Source organism: Streptomyces sp. ERV7 (assembly GCF_001653515.1).
Classification (GTDB): Bacteria; Actinomycetota; Actinomycetes; order Streptomycetales; family Streptomycetaceae; genus Streptomyces.
Window position 1 is genome coordinate 1,060,361 of sequence record NZ_LYOY01000029.1, and the last position, 17,615, is coordinate 1,077,975.

Genomic DNA, 17,615 nt, shown 5'->3' on the forward strand with positions numbered 1-17,615 from the left:
CGTCGTGGCCTTCTGTGACCTGCCCGTCGCCGGCACCGTCTGCAAGGTCGGGGGCGCCATCAAAGGCGGCATCGACTTTGCCTCCGACCCGGCCAAGGCGATCGGCGACTGGATGGCGCAGAGCGCCGGTGACATGGCCGCCGCCTCCGCGGACCTGGCCGCCAAGGCCATTGACACCACTACCCGCGTTGATCTGAACGCGGCCTGGTTCCGCGACAACTACGAGACCATCCTTCCCATCGGGCTGCTCCTGCTGGTCGCGAGTTTCTGCGCCCAGCTGGTGCGCGCCGCCGTCAAACGCGACGGGCAGGCACTCACCCAGGCGGTCACCGGAACCATGTCCGGGGTGCTGTTCGCGTTCGGGGCCATCGCGTGCACCACCGTCGCCCTTGAAGTCGTCGACGCTCTCTCGGCCGGCTTGTTCGCGGCGGCGGGGACGGATATCGCCTCGGCGGTGCGGCGCATCGTCAAGGTGTCCGCCATCGGGTCGATCGCGGGACTCGGCTGGCTGGTCGCCGTGTTCGCCGCCCTGGCCTCCGCCGTCGGCGCGTTCCTGTTCTGGTGCGTGATGATGGTCCGCAAGGTCGGCATTTTGATCTTGGTCACTCTGGCGGTGTTCGCGGGGGCGGGCGGCGGCTGGGAGGCTGCCCGCCGCTGGCGGCGGGGCTGGATCGAGGCCACCGCTACCCTCGTCGTCTCCAAGCTGTTGATGACGATCATCTTCGTCCTCGGTATCTCCTCCCTGAGCAAGACCGAAGCCAAGGACGGCATGGCAGCGCTCGCCGACGTCGCTGCCGGCATGGTCATCATGCTGCTCGTCCTGCTCACCCCTTACGGCGCGTTCAAGTTCGTGCACTGGGCCTCCGAGGGCACCGACGGCGAGAACCTGCACCGCGCTGGTGGTGCCGGTGCCACCCTCGCCCGCCAGCATGCCGAGAACACCGGACGCAAGGTGGCTGCTGCGGCGACCACGGCCGGAGCCGGCGCAGCCGCAGCCGGGGCGGCGGGCGGTGCCGAAGGCGCGGGCGGCGGCGGGGGTTTCCCCGGTGACATCGCTGCCAACCCCGCCGGCGGCATGAACCCGGGCACGGGTGCGGAGAAGGACGACTCCGGCAGCGGTTCGGGACTGCGGGACCTGATGAAGCAGACCGGCCCTTCGCGGCCCCCGCAGAACGGCGGCGAGGGCGCGGGGCCGGACGGCGCCCCGCCGAACTGGAGCAGCTCCCCCGCCCAGCCCAGCTCCTGGGGACACGCTGCTCCGCCCGAGGGTCCGCCGGCTCACTGTGCCCCCAGTGGCGACGGTGCCCAGTCCGGTTCCCCGGCCGGCCTGTAATCCCTTCTGACCGCCCCGCCCCGGGGCAGCACGCACGCCGCCCTCTGCGTGTGTGCTGCCCCGGGCCTGACCTGGAACCGCGCACCGTGTCCTCCGAAGCCCTGCTCACCGTCAAATTCCCGCACCGGTCCCGGCGCGGCATCATGCTGGGCCTGTCCCTGCCCCAACTCGCCGCCGTCTCCCTCACGCTGGCGCTGCTGCTGGTCACCGTGTTCACCACCGGCCTGATCGGCGCCGTCCTCCTGGCACCGCTGTGGATCACGACCGCTGTGCTGGTCGGCGTGCGGCGTCAGGGTCGGTCCCTGATCGACTGGGCGCCGCTCGTCGCCCGCTACGCCTACCGGCGGCGCAGCGGGCAGAGCGTGTGGCGGGCCCGCCCGGCCACCCGGCCGCGGGCCGAGGGTCTGCTGCACCTACCCGGCACCACCGCTTCCCTGCGGGTGGCGACCGCCGCCTCCGGGGCCGCCGCCGTCCACGACCCCCACACCCAGACGCTGACCGCCGTCGCCCGCGTCTCCAGCAGGGCCTTCGCGCTGCTGGACCCGGCCACCCAGAACACCAACGTCGCCGCCTGGGGACGGGCGTTGGCGGGTATCGCCCGCACCAGGCACGTGGCCACCGTGCAGGTGATGGAGCGCACCGTCCCGGACTCCGGCGACAGCCTCACCCGCCACTGGACCGCACACGGCCACCCCCAGGCCCCCGTCGCCGGACAGATCTACAGCCAGTTGGTCGACCGTGCCGGGCCGGCCGCAGCCCCGCACGAGACGTACCTGGCCATCGCCCTCGACCTCAAGGCCGCCAAACGCCTCATCCACCAGGCCGGCGGCGGACTCGGCGGAGCGTTCACGGTGATGGAGCAGACCACCGCCTCCATCGCCCAGGCCGCCCGCACCGCCGGGCTGAGTGTGACCGGCTGGCTGTCCGCGCGGGAGATCGCCGCGGTAGTACGCACGGCCTACGACCCGGCGGCCACCTCCCGCCTGCAGCAGTGGTCCACCACCGGCCGCGCCGAAGCCGACCCGGCCGCCGCCGGGCCCGTCGCCCAGGTCGAGGAGAGCGACCGGGTGATCACCGATACCGCGCGGCACGCCACCTACTGGGTGGAGAACTGGCCGCGCACCGAGACCAGTCCGGGGTTCTTGCACCAGGTCATGTTCAGCGCCGGGGTCCGGCGTACCTTCTCCCTTATCTACGTGCCGCAGGGCATCGACGCCGCGCTGCGCGACGTCCAGCGCAAGAAGGCCCAGATCATCGCGGACGCCAGCGAACGCTCCCGCCGCGGCCAGGTCGACTCCGAAGCCGACAGCGTCGAGTACGCGGACGTCAAATCCCGCGAGCGGCAGCTGATCTCCGGGCACGCCGACGTCGCCCTGACCGGCCTGGTCACCGTCTCCGCCGAAACCGACCAGGCCCTGGACGCCGCCTGCGCACAGATCGAAACCGCCGCCACCGGCGCCCAAGTCGACCTGCGGCGCCTGGTGTTCCAGCAGACCGACGCCTTCACCACCTGCGCCCTCCCTCTCGCCCGCAACACCCTGTGAGCCCCATGCCCGGCGCATCGGCTTTGGGCGCATCGGCTTTGGGCGCGTCGGCTTTGGGCGCGTCGGTTCGGGACGCGTCGGTTCTGGGTCCGCCGCTTGAGGGCGCGCCGCTTCTGGGTCCGTCGGTTCGGGGCGCGTCGGTGGATGGGGTCTCGGTTGGGCCGGCTGCCGCCGACATGTCGACTTCCGCTGTCTCGGTCCCGGGCGTGTCGGGCTCGGACGCCTCGCCTCCGGATGTGGTGGCTCCGGGCGTGTCTACGTCGGGCGTGTCGGCCTTGCGCGGGAGGGTTTCCGGCTGCGCCACCGCGGCCGCTGCCGCTGGTCCGTCGCGTCCGGCGGATCCCTTACGTACAGCCGCCTGCTCATCCTGCTCCGGCCGCCGGGCAGGGGGCCGTTCGGCCCACGGACGGTCGAAGCCGAGCCAGCCGGAGGTCGGCCCGACGGTGTCCAGCAGGCCGATCGGTGGCCGCCCGGCGGCGCGCACCTCGACGGTCAGAGACGGGGCCGCCGCTTGCGTGGAGGCGCCCCCACCTGCGTCGGAACCACCGGCGGGCGGCCGCTCCCCCTCCTCCGGAGAAGCGGCGGATCCGGTCTGGGCCCCGGACTCCACCTCCTCCGAGTCCGGTTCCGGCCGTCCGGACGCGGGCTGGTCGGAGTCGGGCTGGTCGGCGCCCGGCCGATCCGTCAGAGCGGTCACCCCGCTCACCTCTCCTTCTGCAGTAGGGACAGCGCGGCGATCAGCCCGGCCTGGGGCTCGGGAGTCACCCGGAGCGCTTCCAGCGGGGCGAGCCGGCGGTCGCGTTCGGCGTTCAGGACACGGTCGATGTACGTCGTGACCAGTTCGCCTCCCTGGTCGCGCAGGCGCAGCGCACGCTGGGCGCCGATGCGTTCGGCGAGCCGCTCCCCGGCCCGGCGGGCCCTGCGCCCGCCGAGGAGCGCGGCCGCCAGCAGGGCCGCCACGGCCTCGGCGGAGGGCGCGACGGCCCGGTCCAGCTCCCGTACCTCCTCCTCGGCCAGCTCCTCCAGGACCCGCCGCCAGCGCCGTACGGCGACCTCGATGCGCTCACCGGTCTCCCGGTCCCGTACGCCCTCGGCCAGCTCGGCCGCCGCGGGCTCGCGGCCCCAGGCCTCGCGGACCCGTTCGTCGGCGGCGTCCGCGGCGCAGCCGAGCAGCTCGACGAGGCTCTCGCAGAGCGCGTCCAGGAGCTCGACGGAGGTCGCGTCCCGGGGGTACGCCCGCCAGCGGGTGAGCGCGTCCCCGGCGAGTACGCCCCCTGCCTGCAGCCTGCGCCGCACACGTGCCCCTTCCCGCTCGTACGCCTCCTCGACCGCACTCGTCATCCGTACGGCGGCGGCGTACTGCGCGGCGACGGCGGAGGCGAGCTCGGGCATACGGGCGTTGAGCGAGTCGATGACACCGACGGCGGTACGGACGACGGCCTGCTGCCGGGCGGCCGCGTCCTGGGCCCGGTGGGTGAGCCACTGGCCGAGCGGGGCGACCGCCGTGGACGGCAGCAATCCACTTCCGCCACCGGCCGATTCGGGCAGCTCGGGGATGGTGAAGCGGGGCACGTCACCGAGCCCGGCCTTGGTCAGGAGCGCCGCGTACTGCCGGGACACCTCGACGATGACCTGGTGGGGCACCCGGTCGAGGACGGTGATCAGCATGGCGTCGTACTCCTTGGCCGTACGCAGCAGGTGCCACGGCACGGCGTCCGCGTACCGCGAGGCGGTCGTCACCATCACCCAGATGTCGGCGGCGCAGATCAGCTGGGCGGCGAGCAGACGGTTGCTGACGACGAGTGAGTCGATGTCGGGCGCGTCGAGCAGGGCGAGCCCCACGGGCAGGTTCCGCGAGGTCTCGACGCGCAGCGAGTTCTCCGCGTCGTTGCCCCCGACGCCCTCCTCCACCTCCGCCTCCTCGTTCTGCTGGGGCAGCCAGACACGGGTGAGCTGGGGCAGTACGCGGATCTCGGTGAACCAGTGGTGGTCGTCGGGGTGGCAGACGAGTACGGGGGTGCGGGTGGTCGGCCGCAGCACGCCGGCCTCGCTGACCCGCCGACCCACAAGGGAGTTGACGAGGGTGGACTTCCCGGCGCCGGTGGACCCGCCGACGACGGCGAGCAGCGGCGCTTCGGGGTCTTTGAGCCGGGGCAACAAATAGTCGTCGAGCTGCGCGAGCAGTTCGCCCCGGGTCTGCCGTGCCCGCGCCGCCCCCGGCAGGGGCAGCGGAAGACGCACGGCGGCGACCCGGTCGCGCAGGGCGGAGAGTGCGTCGATCAGCTGAGGCCGTACGTCCAAGGTCGCCACATGCGAAGAATGCCCAATTTTGGCGCCTTTTTGAAGCGTATGGAAGCCTTCGCGCGCCGACCGGACACATGGGACAGACGGGATGAGTGGGACGCAGGCATAACGAGTGCACAACACCCGGCGCCACGAGCGTCAAAAGCGCTGCATGTTCCGCGCTCGCCTGCGATTATCGGTTCGCTTCACGGAACCTCCACATCGTGCCACGGAGGTGAAGCAACCGGGGCGAGGCGAGAGGAGCCCTATCCTTGTCCCCGGCAAGGTCACGGCCCGGAGCCGCGCTCCGGACCACACCCTTGCCCGCCCGGGGGCTCCAGGCCACCGCGGCCGCCATCCGGCCCCCGTAGCTCAGTGGATAGAGCAGGCGCCTTCTAAGCGCTTGGCCGCAGGTTCGAGTCCTGCCGGGGGCACCACTGCCCGCGCGGTGTCAGGCCCTCCCTCCGGGAGGGCCTTTTTGCTGTGGCAGGGACCCTAGCGAGTCGGGCGTCGGGGCCGCGTAAGCGACGGAGCCTCCGCTGGCGGCGGCCCCGATGCTGCGCTCGACCAGTCGGTCGGGGGGCAGCGGGAGGCGAAGAGGGCTCGTTTGGCCTTCAGGGGCTCAGCCGCGCCGCTCGTCGAGAGCTGTTCGCAACCAGTCCAAGGAGTCCTGCTCAAGCAGTTCGTCGGCCAAGCGCTTCGCCGTGTCGGTGACGAGACGGGCGCGGCTGTTGTCGATCCAGCGCTGGGCGTTCTGGTGGCCCTGCGCGAGGTACTCGATGCCTTGGAGCATGCACTCCAGCTTGTCGGCGTCGCGGGCGCAGACCGCTTCGGGGGACTCCTTCGCCTCGTAGCTGCGGAGCAGTACGTGCACGCGCGGCGGCCGGCCCAGTGCTGCCTCGCCCGGGTGGAGGTCCGGCGGAGGCTGAACGGGGGCCGGGCCCCGCCCTGAGTCTCACAGCCAACCGTCCACCCAAACCGGAGGCGGCCTCGAACTGCGCAACGCCGCCTGCCGGGTGCGCGAGGAGACGGGGGGCGCACCGGCGTACGAGTTCGCCCTGGCGCCCCACACCCCCTGGAGCGACGACGAGACCGAGCGCTTCCTGGGCCGCCTGGATGGGGCCCTCGGGCAGGAGTCCCCCGGCTACCGCCGGGCCCGTACCGCCCGGCGGCTCGGCGCGCCCACGGCGCTGCGGCTGCCCGCCGACGCGTTCCTGCGCGACTGGCAGGAGTCCGTGGCCACCGGCATCCGCCCCACCCAGGTCAAGGACCGCCTGTTCCGCCAGGACCCGGCGCAGTGGCGGCGGCTCACCGGCCGGACGCCGCGATGACGACGAACCGGAACAACGACGAAGGAGACAGACCACCCATGACCACCGCACTGGACGCCGTCGAGCGCACCGCCCTGCTCACCGCCGCCCTGCGCGCCGCCGAGACCCGGCGCGACGACCGGCTCTACGAGGACCCGTACGCCGCAGCCCTCGCCGGTGACATCGGGCCCGCCCTCCTCGCGGAGGTGCGCGACGCCACGTTCCCGCCGGGTGAGCGGCGCAGCGTGCCGAGCACCCCCGACTACAACGCGATCCGCACCCGGTTCTTCGACGACTACCTCCAGGAGGCGGCCCGCGACCCGGAGATGACCCAGATCGTGCTCGCCCCGGCCGGGATGGACTCGCGCGCGTACCGGCTCGACTGGCCCGGCCACATCCGCTGGTTCGAGGTCGACCGGCCCGCCGTCCTCGCGTACAAGAAGGAGCGGCTCGGCGACGTCGAGCCGCGCACCGACCACCGCTCGGTCGCCGTCGACCTCACCTCGCCCGACTGGGAGCAGGACCTGATCGCCGCCGGATACGACCCGGCGCTGCCCTCGACCTGGCTCCTGGAGGGGCTGCTCTACTACATCCCCGAGCCGGACACCCACCGCATCCTGGAGCGGGTCGCCGCGATCTCGGCGCCGGGCAGCCGGATAGCCGCCGACATCGTCAACGCCGAGGCGCTCACGCTGCCGCACATGCGGGCGCTGCTCGACGTGTTCGCGGGCTGGGGCTGCCCCTGGCTGTTCGGTACGGACGAGCCGGAGGCGCTCTTCGACCGGTACGGGTTCACGGTGTCGGCCCCGCAGCCCGGCGAGCCCGGCGCCGACTTCGGCCGCTGGGCCGACCCGGTCCCGCCGCGAGCCAAGCGCGACCAGCGCCGGGTGTTCTTCGTCAATGGACGAAGGCGCTGAGATGACGACGGCTGAGATGACGACGACAGAAACGACCGACAGGACCGCGGTCGTCGCGGGCGCGGGCATCGCGGGTCTCGCGGGCGCGCTGGCCCTGCACGGCATCGGCTACCGCGTCCTGGTCCTGGAGCGCGGCGCCGAACCGCCGGCCGGGCCCGTCGAGGTGGCCGCCGCAAGCTGGGTGCGCCCGGCCGTCCCGCAGGGCATCCACTCCCACACGCTCACCTCGCTCGGGGTGAAGGTCCTGCGCGAGCGGGCGCCCCACGTCCTCGACGCGGCGCTGGCCGCCGGGGCACGGCTCCTCGACCTCACCGAGGCGCTCCCGCCGGGCGAGGGCGGCCGGGAGCCGGGCGACGAGGAGCTGGTGGCGCTCGGCTGCCGCCGCACCGCGCTCGAACTCGTCCTGTACCGGGCCGTGGTGGCCCTGCCCGGGGTGGAGGTCCGGCACGGCCCTGCCGTCGGCGCCCTGGAGCTCGATCCGGGCGACGGGCGGGTGCGCGCGGTGCGCACGGACGGCGGCGAGCGGATCGCGGCCGATGTGGTGATCGACGCCACCGGGCGGCACGCCGCCGCCCGGAGCTGGCTGCGCGGCGCCGGGGTGCCGGTGGCCGAGGACCGGGTCGGCCCGTCGGGGCTGAGCGGCTTCACCCGCTTCTACCGGCTGACCGGTGAGGGGCGGCCCGGCCCGCTCAACCGGGGCAACGCGGCCGGCGACATCTTCGACCACTACGCGGGGGTGCTGCACCCCGGCGACAACAACACCTTCTCCATCGCCCTGGCGACCCTGCCGGGCGACCGGGCCCTGCACGGACTGCTCACCCCGGCCGGTTTCACCGCCGCGGCCCGGGCCACCCCCGGGCTCGCCGCATGGCTGGCCGACGGGGCGAGCGAGCCGATCTCGCCCGTGCACGCCATCACCAGCCCGCCCAACACCCTGCGCGGCACGGCCACTTCGCGCCAGCGCCCGGTCCCCGGGCTGTTCCCGCTCGGGGACGCGGCCTGTGTCACCAATCCGCTCTTCGGGCGCGGGATGTCACTCGCCCTGGCCCACGCCTTCCGCCTCGCGGACCTGCTGGCCGCGCACCCGACGGTGGACGCGGCCCTGAGCCGGGCGGCGGCGCGGGAGGCCGAGTCGCTTTTCCTGCCCTGGTACGAGCAGTCGGCGGCGGCCGACCGCGAGCGCATCGCCCGCTGGCGTGCCCGGATCCAGGGGGCGAGCGCACCTGCGGCCCGGCCGTCCGCCTCGGCGGCCCTGGCGTCGGCCGCCCGCACGGACGGCACGGTCTGGCGCGGGCTCACCCGCATGCTGATGGGCCTGACCACCCCCGAGGAACTCCTGGGCGACGAGAAGCTGCATGCCCGGGTGCGCGGCGCCGCCCCGGCCCCGGCGCGCCCGCAGGCACCGGCGCGCGACACGCTCGTACGGCTCGTCGGCGCCGCGGAAGGAGCCCTCGGGTGACCGCGCTTCCCCTGGAGCGTCCGCGCGTCCACGCTCCCACCGCCCGGCGGGAGCGTGTCCTGCTCGCTCCCATCACCGTGACCCCGTCCAAGCCGCTGACGCCCAGTCACCTCAAGGGGCTGCTCTGGACGGACGTGATGTACCGGGCCACCCGGCAGCTGGCCGACGTCACCTTCCGCTCCAGCCAGACCACGTACCACCCGACCGAACAGACCCTGGGATTCTGGGAGTTCCTCGACCGCACCCACGGCGACCGCGCGTACGGGCAGTGCTCCGAGGAGGAGATCGGCGAGCTGTACGTCGCCTTCCGCGCCGAGGGCATCCGGGCGCCCGCCGAGGCCCTGCGGCCGTACGCCGACGCCGTCGAGCACGGCTGGGTCCACCCGGCGGGCCGCCGGGTGCTCGACCTGTGGTCCGGGCACTACGCCGGGCTCGGCCTCCACGACCCGGGCCTGCTCGCCCACCAGCCGCCCGGCCTCGGGCTCGACGAGACGCTCTCCTGGCTCAAGGCGCTGCGGCTGTGCGTGGACCAGCGCGAGGTCGGCGGCCCCGTCCACCTCGACACCACGCGGTACGGGCTGCCGCTGCGGCAGATCGTCACCGCCGACGGCCGCCCCAACTACCTCGCCTGCGCCCTGCGTGAACTCATGCCGCTCACCGCGGACTTCGACGAGGTGGTGCTGCTGTACGACCGCGAGCTCGACCCGGACCACCAGCAGCTGGCGCGGGTGCTGTCACTGCTCGGCCCCCGGGTCCGCCGGGTCCCGCTCGGCCGGGTGCCGATCGACGGCCAGGTGCGCTCGGCGCGGCACGGCGGCTGGGAGAAGAACCACGCGGGCGCGCTGCTCGCCTCGGCGCGCGCCGAGTACGACGGGCCGGTGGTGCGGCTCGGGATGCGGCTGTACTTCATCGCCACCCTCGGGCCGGGCCGGCAGCAGTCCTTCGACGCCGCTCTCGTACGCCAGTGCCTGAGGCGGGCCGAGCGGCTGCTGGCCGCCGCGGACACCGATCCGGCGGACGGCCTGACCGAGCGGCTGTCCCGCCACCGGAAGGACCATGTGTACGTCGACCCGTACCGCCTGACGTCGAGCCTGCTCGGCAGGCGCGGCCCGGTGCCGGGCCGCGATCTGCTGTCGGCGGTGTTCCTGTGACCGATCCCGCCATTCAGGAGAGGCTGCGCGAGGCCTCGGCGGCCCGGATCCGCACCGCCCGGCCGGAGCTCGCGGACGCGTACGACCTGACCTCGGCCGAGGGGCTGCTCGCCGTCCGGGCCCGGCTCGACGCGGCGGACGCGCCCGGGGAGCGGGCGCCGGAACACCTGGCGGCCGTCGTCCTCGGGCGCTTCGACCTGACCTCCTGGGCCCGCGCCACCTGCGAGTTCGCCCTCGGCCTCACCCCGGAGCAGACGGCTGCCTGGCGGCGCTCCTTCACCCGGACGGTCTTCCTCGCGGGCAACCCGGACAACCTGCGCGAGCGCTTCTCCTTCGCGCATCTGGCCGAGGACGGCTCGGCCGCCTGGACGGCTCCGGGCCCGGCGGCGGACTCGGCCGGGCTGCGCAGACTGCTGAAGCTCTTCGCCGGGCCGCTCCCGCTGCCCGTACGGGCGGACACGGTCATCGAGATCCCGTCGCGCGCCGGCGGCACCGACCGCGCCCCCGTCCACCGCGAGCTCCACATCGCCACGGCCGACTGCCAGGTCTCGGACGCCCTGGTGCACCTCAACCACCTGCTGACCGAGGCGGTCATGGACGGTCTCGTCGGGCCTGGCGACGTACTGACCCTCCGTCACTTCCCCCGTCTCACCGGCATCACCGAACGCTTCGCCGCCCTGCGCGTCGACACCGAACCCACCCTCCCCGGCCGGCTCCGCGCCGCCGCCGGACTGACCGAGGAGACACTCCTTGTCTGACACCGCCCCCGCCTCCCCCGTCATCCGGCTCGGCTACCACGGCTCCGAAGAGGTCGTCCACGAGATCGTCCGGCTCGCCGGACCGGGCCACGCCGAGGTGCGCACCAGCCAGTACGACGTCGTCGACCCCTTCCGCGGGGTGCGGACGGGCGCCCTGGACCTCATGATCGTCAAGTTCTCGCTGCGGGAGCCGGACCTGGCGGCCAGCCGGGTCCTCACCCACGACGGCCGCGCCGCCGTCGTGGGCGCGGGCCACCCGCTGGCCGGGCGCGCGTCCGTCTCCATCGAGGAGCTGGCCGACTACGGCACCTTCCAGCGGCCGGGCGTCTTCCCCGACTACGTCTGGGACGAGGTCGTCCCGCCGCGCACCCCGGCCGGGCGCCCGATCGACCGCCGCCACCAGGTCTCCGACATCCCCCGCATGATGGCCCTGGTGGCCGAGGGCGAGGCGGTGCACATCTCGCTCGCCTCGCTGGCCGACGTCGCCCCGCCCGCCATCCGGATCGTCCCGATCCACGATCTGCCGCCCGCCCCGGTCGTCCTGGCCTGGCGGCGCGGAGGGGAACTGCCCGCCCACGTACGGGAGTTCATCACCGCGGCCGAAGAGGCGGCCTCCCGGTGAGCGCGGCCAGGAAGACGCCCGTCGTCCTGCTGCACGCGCTCTCGCTGGACGCGTCGATGTGGGACGCGCAGCGCCGTGCGCTCCAGGCCATCGGCCACCCCGTGCTCGCCCCCCACCAGCGCGGCTTCGGCTCCGTACCGCTCGGCGACGAGCCGCCCTCGCTCGACGTGGTCGCCGACGACCTGGCCCGTACGCTCGACGGCGTCGGGGCGGGGCCGGTGCTGCTCGCCGGTTCGTCCATGGGCGCCTACACCGCGATGGCCTTTCTGCGCCGTCACCCCGGGCGCACCGCGGGACTGGCCCTGCTCTCGGCCCGCGCCACCGCCGACTCCTCCGAGGCGCGGGCCCAGCGGCTCCGGTTCGCGGAGCTGGTCGGCGACGAGGAGGTGCGCGCCGGGCTCATCGCCGGGACGACCCCGATGCTGGCCGGTGCCACCACCCGGGCGCGGCGCCCGGAGGTCCTCGACCGGCTCTTCGCCGACGCCGCGAAGGCCGACCCGGCCGCCCTGGCCTGGGCCCAGCGCGCCATCGCGGACCGGCCGGACTCCACGGAGACGCTCCGCGCCGCCGGGATGCCCGCCGTGGTGATCGCGGGCGAGGAGGACGAGCTCGTCGCGGCGGAGGAGTCCCGGCACACCGCCGCGCTGCTGCGCCGGGGCCGTCTGGTGACCCTGCCCGGCACCGGGCACCTCCAGCCGCTGGAGGCGCCGGAACGCGTGACCAGGGAACTCCTGGTACTGCTCGACGAGATCGGAACACCCGCATGCTGACCGCAGGCCCCGCCGAGGACCACGAGGCGTGGGGGTTCACCTCCTCCACCGGCCTCGGTTTCACCCATCACACCATCGTCGACGCCCACTTCCGCGCCTGTGCGGTCCCCTACCAGGAGCTCCTGGAGCAGGCCCGGATCCAGCGCGGCTGGCGGGTACTGGACGCGGGCTGCGGCCCGGGCGAGTTCCTGCCGTGGCTGGCCGAACTGGTCGGCCCCGAGGGGCGGGTGTCGGCGATCGACCTGGCCGAGGAGAACGCGGCGCTGGCCACCGAGCGCGTCGCCCGCTGGAAGGCCCCGTGCCCGGTGGACGTCCGCCAGGGCGATCTCCTGCGGCTCCCTTACGCGGACGACTCGTTCGACGCGGTGTGGTGCGCCAACACCGTGCAGTACCTGGACGACGAGCAACTGGCACTCGCGCTGCGGGAGCTGGTCCGGGTGGTGCGCCCCGGCGGCATCGTGGCCGTCAAGGACCTCGACGCCCATCTGATCACCGCCCGCCCGGCCGACCCGTACCTCTTCTCCGACTTCTTCCGCGCGGCCGGGCAGGCCCCGGGGTACGCGGCCCAGCTGCTGCGCAGCCGTGAGCTGTACCGCTGGCTGCGGGAGGCGGGGCTCGCCGGGGTGCGGCAGCAGACCATGGTGATCGAGCACTACGCCCCGCTGTCAGGGCCGGCGCGCGAGTTCTACGGGCTCTCCTGTGCCCGGCTGGCGGAACAGGCCGGACAGCTCGGCCTCGACGAGGAGTGGCACCGCTTCCTCGACCCGGCCGGGCCCGGTCACCCGCTGGACGCGCCCGACGGCTACATCAGCGAGGGCAACGTCCTCGCCGTCGGGACGGTGCCGGGCGCCGACCGGTAACCGCCGGCGGCCGCCGGTAACCGAGCGGCAATTCCTCGCTAATTCCATGCTTGTACATGCAATGTAGTGAGATGTAACTTACCCGCAGGCGCAGCCGCCCGGATGTCCGGCCGACCGCATGCCCGGCCGACCGGACGTCCTTCGGGGCCGCGCCCGTTTTCGAGATCCGTCCCGCGAGGGAATTCACAGAGGAGCCCGCATGCCCACCGTTAAGACTTCCAGCGCCGAGGTGGAGTACTTCGTCACCGGCGAGGGCCCCGGCCTCGTTCTGCTGCACGGCACCGGCGGCGCCGCTGAGGGCTTCGCCCACCTCGTCGAGAAGTTCAGCGACAAGCGCACGGTCATCACGCCCAACTACTCGGGCAGCGGCGGGACCAAGGACAACGGCGAGCCGCTGACCGTCGACGCCGTCGTCGAGCAGGTCGCCGCGGCGATCCGCGACGCGGGCAACGGCCCGGTGGACCTGGTCGGCTGGTCGCTCGGCGCGCTGAACTCGGCCGCGCTGGCCGCCAAGCACCCGGAGCTGGTCCGCCGTCTCGTCCTGCTCACCGGCTGGTCGGCCCTGGACGAGCGCCAGCGGCTCTTCTTCGACCTGTGGGCCCGTCTCGACCAGCTCGACCACGACGCCTTCGGCCGCTTCCTCCAGCTGCACGGCTGGACGGACGGCCAGATCAACGCGTTCGGCGTCGCGGGCGTCGAGGGCCTCCTCGCCGGTGGCATCCCGGCGGGCATCGGCCGTCAGATCGCCCTCAACCTCCAGGCCGACATCACCGACCTGCTGCCGAAGATCACCGTCCCGACGCTGGTCATCGGCGCCACCCAGGACCGTGTCGTCCCGGTCGAGCACTCGCGGCAGCTGCACCAGGCCATCGCGGGCAGCCAGTACGCCGAGCTGGACGCCGGTCACTTCGCGCTCTTCGAGAAGGCCGACGAACTGACCGCCCTGCTCCAGGAGTTCCTGTACGAGGACGTGGCCGCGGCCGCCGCCTGACGAGGAACCGGCCCGGACGGAGCTCCGCCGAGCGGAGTGCCGTCCGGGCCCCAGGTCCGGGCCCCGGGGTCCGGGCCTTCCCGTGTCCCCGGGGCCCGCCGCCCTACGACACGATGTCCTTCTTCTCGAAGCCCCGGAACGCCAGCGCCATCAGCACCAGCGCGTACCCCACCGACACCCCGGCGCCCTGGGCCATACCGCTCCACTCCAGATGCGGCTGGAGCGCGTCGGCCCAGGCGAACTGCCAGTGCGCGGGCAGCGCGTCGCGCCAGTCGCCCAGGGCCGTGATCGCGTCCAGGACGTTGCCCACGATCGTCAGGCCCACCGCGCCGCCGACCGCGCCCAGCGGCGCGTCCGTCTTGGTGGAGAGCCAGAACGCCAGCCCGGCGGTGACCAGTTGGGAGACGAAGACGAACGCCACGGCGATGGCCAGGCGCGGTATCGCCTCCCCGGCGCCGAGTGAGCCGCCGGTGGGGATCTCCAGCGGGCCCCAGCCGTACGCCACCGTGCCCACCGCCAGCGCCACCAGTGGCAGCAGGACGATCGCCGCCGCGCTCAGGCCGAGCGCCACCGCCAGCTTGCTCCACAGCAGCCGCGCCCGGGGCACGGGCGCCGCCAGCAGATAGCGCAGGGACGACCAGCCGGCCTCCGAGGCGACCGTGTCCCCGCAGAACAGGGCGACGGGCACCACGAGCAGGAAGCCCGCCGAGACGAACAGGGCGGTCGCCGCGAAGTTCGCCCCGGACGCCGTCGCCGTGTCGATCAGGGTGATCCGGCCGTCCCGCCCGGACGGTGTGCCGCCGATCGCGAACGCCGTGACCAGGATGAACGGCAGCGCGACGAGGATGCCGCCCATCACCAGGGTGCGCCGGCGGCGCAGCTGGCGCGCCGCCTCCACCCGCAGGGGCAGGGTGCGGCGCGGGTGGTAGCCGGGGGCGGTCGCCCTCAGGTCCGGCGCGGCCTCGGCGCCGGGGTGCGTCGGCGCACTCATGCCGATCCTCCGATCAGGGTCAGGAACGCGTCCTCCAGGCGGCGGTGCGGGCCCACGCCCGTCAACGGCACGTCGAGGCGGACCAGTTCGGTGATCAGCTCCGTGGCCGAGGCGCCGTCCAGGCGCACCAGCATCCCCTCGTCGGTGCGGGTCGCCGCGCCGATGCCGGGCAGGGCGGCCACCTTGTCGGCCAGTACCTCGGTGACCGGGCCGTCGACGGTGACCAGGAGCGTGTCGCTCTCGCCGGTGATCTCGGCGACCGGGCCGGCCTGGACGAGCCGGCCCCGGTCCATGACCACCAGATGCGTGCAGGACTGCTCGACCTCGGACAGGAGGTGGCTGGAGACGATGACCGTGCGGCCGCGCCGGGCGTAGCGGATCATCACGTCCCGCATCTCGCGGATCTGCGGCGGGTCGAGGCCGTTGGTCGGCTCGTCGAGGATCAGCAGGTCAGGCAGGCCGAGCATGGCCTGGGCGATGGCGAGGCGCTGGCGCATGCCCTGCGAGTACGTCCGCACCGCGCGCTGGAGCGCGTCGCCGAGCCCCGCGATCTCCAGGGCCTCCTCCATGTGGGAGTCCTCGGCGGGGCGGCCGGTGGCCTGCCAGTACAGCTCCAGGTTGGCGCGGCCGGACAGATGCGGCAGGAAGCCCGCGCCCTCGACGAAGGCGCCGACCCGGGAGAGGACGGGTGCGCCGGGGCGGATGGCGTGGCCGAAGACGCGGATCTCGCCGCTGTCGGGGCGGATGAGGCCCATCAGCATCCGCAGGGTGGTGGTCTTGCCCGCGCCGTTGGGCCCGAGCAGGCCCAGGACCTGGCCCTTCTCGACGCGGTAGGAGAGGTCGCGGACCGCGTAACGGTCGGTCGACTTCGCGTACTTCTTGGTCAGGCCGGTGATCTGGAGCGGGACCTCGGCCAGCTCCGGGTCGGGGGCGGGGGCCGTGGCCCGGCGGGTGACCAGCAGGCCGAGCGCGATGACCGCGCCCGCCAGCGGCATCCCCCAGGCCCACCAGGGCACCCCGGCGGGCTGGGTCTCCACCGTGGGCGCGGTCGGCACGTTCAGCGAGCCGTCCACGAGCGAGACCTTGTACGTGCCGGGGGCGACCGGGGAGGCGTAGCCGAGGTCGGTCGCGGCGACCACCAGGCGCAGCCGGTGGCCCGCCTCCACGTTGTGGTCGACGGCGGGCAGGGTGACCTCGACCTCCTTGCCCTCCTTGGCGCCGTCCACCCGGACGGGCGCGACCAGCTGGGCGGGGAGCACCTGCTGCTTGCCGTCGGGGCTCACGTCGTACACCTTGCCGAAGAGCACCGCGTCGTCGCCGCTGGAGGTGACCTTGAGCCGGACCGTGGGCGAGCCGGTGACGCGCAGGCCGGGCCTGAGCGGCTCGGAGTCGAAGCGCGCGTACTGACCGGGGAAGTCGATGGACAGGCCGCCCACGCCGAGCGAGGACAGGCCCGCCAGGCCCCCGCCGACGCCGGGCACGGCGGAGATGGCGGGCGGGGCGGCGCCCGCCGGGTTCTCGAAGGTCTGCTCGCGGCCGGCGAGCTTCACCTCGCGCGTGCCGTCCGCCAGGCCCGGGTAGCTGCCGCTGGTGGCGCCGCGCAGCTGGGCGGCGCCGTCGGTGGAACTGATGCCGCCGGTCCTGGTGACCCGGAAGGCGGGGCCGGTGGAGGCGTCCTCGTCGCCCTTCAGATAGCGGTCGAACCAGGAGGTGATCCGGGCGTCGATCCGCCCGGACTCGCGGTCGCCGCCGTCGTGGCCGCCGGTGATCCAGTCGACCGCCACCGGGGCGCCGTTGGCGCGGATCCGCCGGGCCATGGCGTCGGCCTGGCCGAGCGGGAAGAGGGAGTCGCTCTGGCCCTGGACGATCAGCGCGGGCACCTTGATGCGGTCGCCCACGGCGGACGGGGAGCGGGCCGCGAGCAGGTCGCGCGCCTGCGCGTCGGGCTTCCCGCCGACCGCGACCCTCTCGTACATGTCGCAGAGCTGCTTCTCGAAGGTCTTGCAGCCGCCGCCGGTGGAGAAGAAGATCCCGGCCCAGAGCTTCTTGAAGACCCCGTCGGGGAAGAGCGCGTCCGCCAGGTTCCAGTAGGTGATCTGGGGGGCGATCGCGTCGATCCGCTTGTCGTACCCGGCGGCGAGGAGCGAGATCGCGCCTCCGTAGGACGCGCCGGTGACGCCGACGCGCGGGTCGCCCGACGCGTCCAGCTTCACCTCGGGCCGCTTCGCCAGCCAGTCGACCAGCCGCGAGACGTCCTTCACCTCGAACGCCGGGTCGTTGAGACCGATCTCGCCGGTCGATTCGCCGAAGCCGCGCGCGGACCAGGTCAGCACGGCGAAGCCGTCGCGCGCGAGGTCGCGCGCCTGGGCGCGGACGTCGTCCTTGCTGCCGCCGAAGCCATGGCCCAGGAGGACGGCGGGGCGCTTCTTCTTGGCGTCGCCCGCCGTGAAGTACGAGGTGTCGATCTTCGCGCCGGGCATCTCCATCACCCGGTCCTCCTGGTGCACCGCGGGCGCGCCGCCGGCGCCGGTGGCCGTCCAGACGCCGGCACCGGCGAGCACCGCGAGGGCGGCGGCCACCCCGGCCGCCGCCCTCCCACGAGGTCTGCGCAGTCTCATGCCTCCAC

At 73.9% G+C, this 17,615-nt stretch carries 14 protein-coding genes, 1 tRNA gene and 1 pseudogene; 12 read left to right on the forward strand and 4 right to left on the reverse strand.

The features are described 5' to 3' along the window. The first annotated feature begins 4 nt into the window (after positions 1–4). Both A8W25_RS11145 and A8W25_RS11150 read left to right on the forward strand, forming a co-directional pair. Complete coding sequence (locus tag A8W25_RS11145) at positions 5–1,333, forward strand: SCO6881 family protein (RefSeq protein WP_067159187.1); 1,329 nt, start codon at positions 5–7, stop codon at positions 1,331–1,333. Between the two features lie 86 nt (positions 1,334–1,419). Then, complete coding sequence (locus tag A8W25_RS11150; protein ID WP_067159190.1) at positions 1,420–2,877, forward strand: SCO6880 family protein; 1,458 nt, start codon at positions 1,420–1,422, stop codon at positions 2,875–2,877. Positions 2,878–3,579: 702 nt separating this feature from the next. On the opposite strand, the gene A8W25_RS11155 is transcribed toward A8W25_RS11150, so the two are convergent. Beyond that, complete coding sequence (locus A8W25_RS11155) at positions 3,580–5,178, reverse strand: dynamin family protein (RefSeq protein ID WP_067159193.1); 1,599 nt, start codon at positions 5,176–5,178, stop codon at positions 3,580–3,582. A 343-nt stretch (positions 5,179–5,521) separates the two neighbouring features. On the opposite strand from A8W25_RS11155, the gene A8W25_RS11160 reads away from it, so the two are divergent. Continuing rightward, positions 5,522–5,597, forward strand: a tRNA-Arg gene (locus tag A8W25_RS11160). A gap of 185 nt (positions 5,598–5,782) precedes the next feature. Here the strand turns inward: A8W25_RS11160 and A8W25_RS11165 are convergent. Next, positions 5,783–6,109 (reverse strand): annotated as a pseudogene (locus tag A8W25_RS11165) (HD domain-containing protein); the annotation flags it as partial. A 67-nt stretch (positions 6,110–6,176) separates the two neighbouring features. Between A8W25_RS11165 and A8W25_RS11170 the strand changes: the two are divergent. The 9 genes from A8W25_RS11170 (at position 6,177) to A8W25_RS11210 (ending at position 13,998) form a co-directional block, all read left to right on the forward strand. Next, positions 6,177–6,491 (forward strand): hypothetical protein, encoded by a 315-nt coding sequence (locus A8W25_RS11170; protein ID WP_067159196.1) that lies wholly within the window; start codon positions 6,177–6,179, stop codon positions 6,489–6,491. A gap of 38 nt (positions 6,492–6,529) precedes the next feature. Beyond that, entirely contained in the window at positions 6,530–7,387 is an 858-nt protein-coding gene (locus tag A8W25_RS11175) for a class I SAM-dependent methyltransferase (RefSeq protein WP_067159199.1), read from the forward strand. Positions 7,388–7,403: 16 nt separating this feature from the next. Next, entirely contained in the window at positions 7,404–8,846 is a 1,443-nt protein-coding gene (locus A8W25_RS11180; RefSeq protein ID WP_067161028.1) for an NAD(P)/FAD-dependent oxidoreductase, read from the forward strand. Then, positions 8,843–9,997 carry a hypothetical protein gene (locus A8W25_RS11185; RefSeq protein WP_199831723.1) on the forward strand — a complete coding sequence of 385 codons (1,155 nt, stop codon included), beginning with the start codon at positions 8,843–8,845 and terminating at the stop codon, positions 9,995–9,997. Before A8W25_RS11180 ends, A8W25_RS11185 begins: the two co-directional genes overlap by 4 nt. Continuing rightward, positions 9,994–10,755, forward strand: a complete 762-nt coding sequence (locus tag A8W25_RS11190; RefSeq protein WP_067159202.1) for a DUF6182 family protein — start codon at positions 9,994–9,996, stop codon at positions 10,753–10,755. Before A8W25_RS11185 ends, A8W25_RS11190 begins: the two co-directional genes overlap by 4 nt. Further along, on the forward strand, positions 10,748–11,377 hold the full coding sequence (locus A8W25_RS11195; protein ID WP_067159205.1) for a LysR substrate-binding domain-containing protein: 630 nt from the start codon (positions 10,748–10,750) through the stop codon (positions 11,375–11,377). The genes A8W25_RS11190 and A8W25_RS11195 overlap by 8 nt, the downstream gene beginning before the upstream one ends. Further along, positions 11,374–12,147, forward strand: a complete 774-nt coding sequence (locus tag A8W25_RS11200; RefSeq protein WP_067159208.1) for an alpha/beta fold hydrolase — start codon at positions 11,374–11,376, stop codon at positions 12,145–12,147. The genes A8W25_RS11195 and A8W25_RS11200 overlap by 4 nt, the downstream gene beginning before the upstream one ends. Continuing rightward, positions 12,141–13,007 carry a class I SAM-dependent methyltransferase gene (locus A8W25_RS11205; RefSeq protein ID WP_067159212.1) on the forward strand — a complete coding sequence of 289 codons (867 nt, stop codon included), beginning with the start codon at positions 12,141–12,143 and terminating at the stop codon, positions 13,005–13,007. Before A8W25_RS11200 ends, A8W25_RS11205 begins: the two co-directional genes overlap by 7 nt. Positions 13,008–13,206: 199 nt before the next feature. Next, positions 13,207–13,998 (forward strand): alpha/beta fold hydrolase, encoded by a 792-nt coding sequence (locus A8W25_RS11210; RefSeq protein ID WP_067159215.1) that lies wholly within the window; start codon positions 13,207–13,209, stop codon positions 13,996–13,998. Positions 13,999–14,101: 103 nt separating this feature from the next. On the opposite strand, the gene A8W25_RS11215 is transcribed toward A8W25_RS11210, so the two are convergent. Together A8W25_RS11215 and A8W25_RS11220 are read right to left on the reverse strand one after the other, a co-directional pair. Further along, positions 14,102–14,989 (reverse strand): ABC transporter permease, encoded by an 888-nt coding sequence (locus A8W25_RS11215; protein ID WP_067159218.1) that lies wholly within the window; start codon positions 14,987–14,989, stop codon positions 14,102–14,104. Further along, on the reverse strand, positions 14,986–17,607 hold the full coding sequence (locus tag A8W25_RS11220) for an alpha/beta fold hydrolase (protein WP_067159221.1): 2,622 nt from the start codon (positions 17,605–17,607) through the stop codon (positions 14,986–14,988). The genes A8W25_RS11215 and A8W25_RS11220 overlap by 4 nt, the downstream gene beginning before the upstream one ends. Positions 17,608–17,615 lie beyond the last annotated feature (8 nt).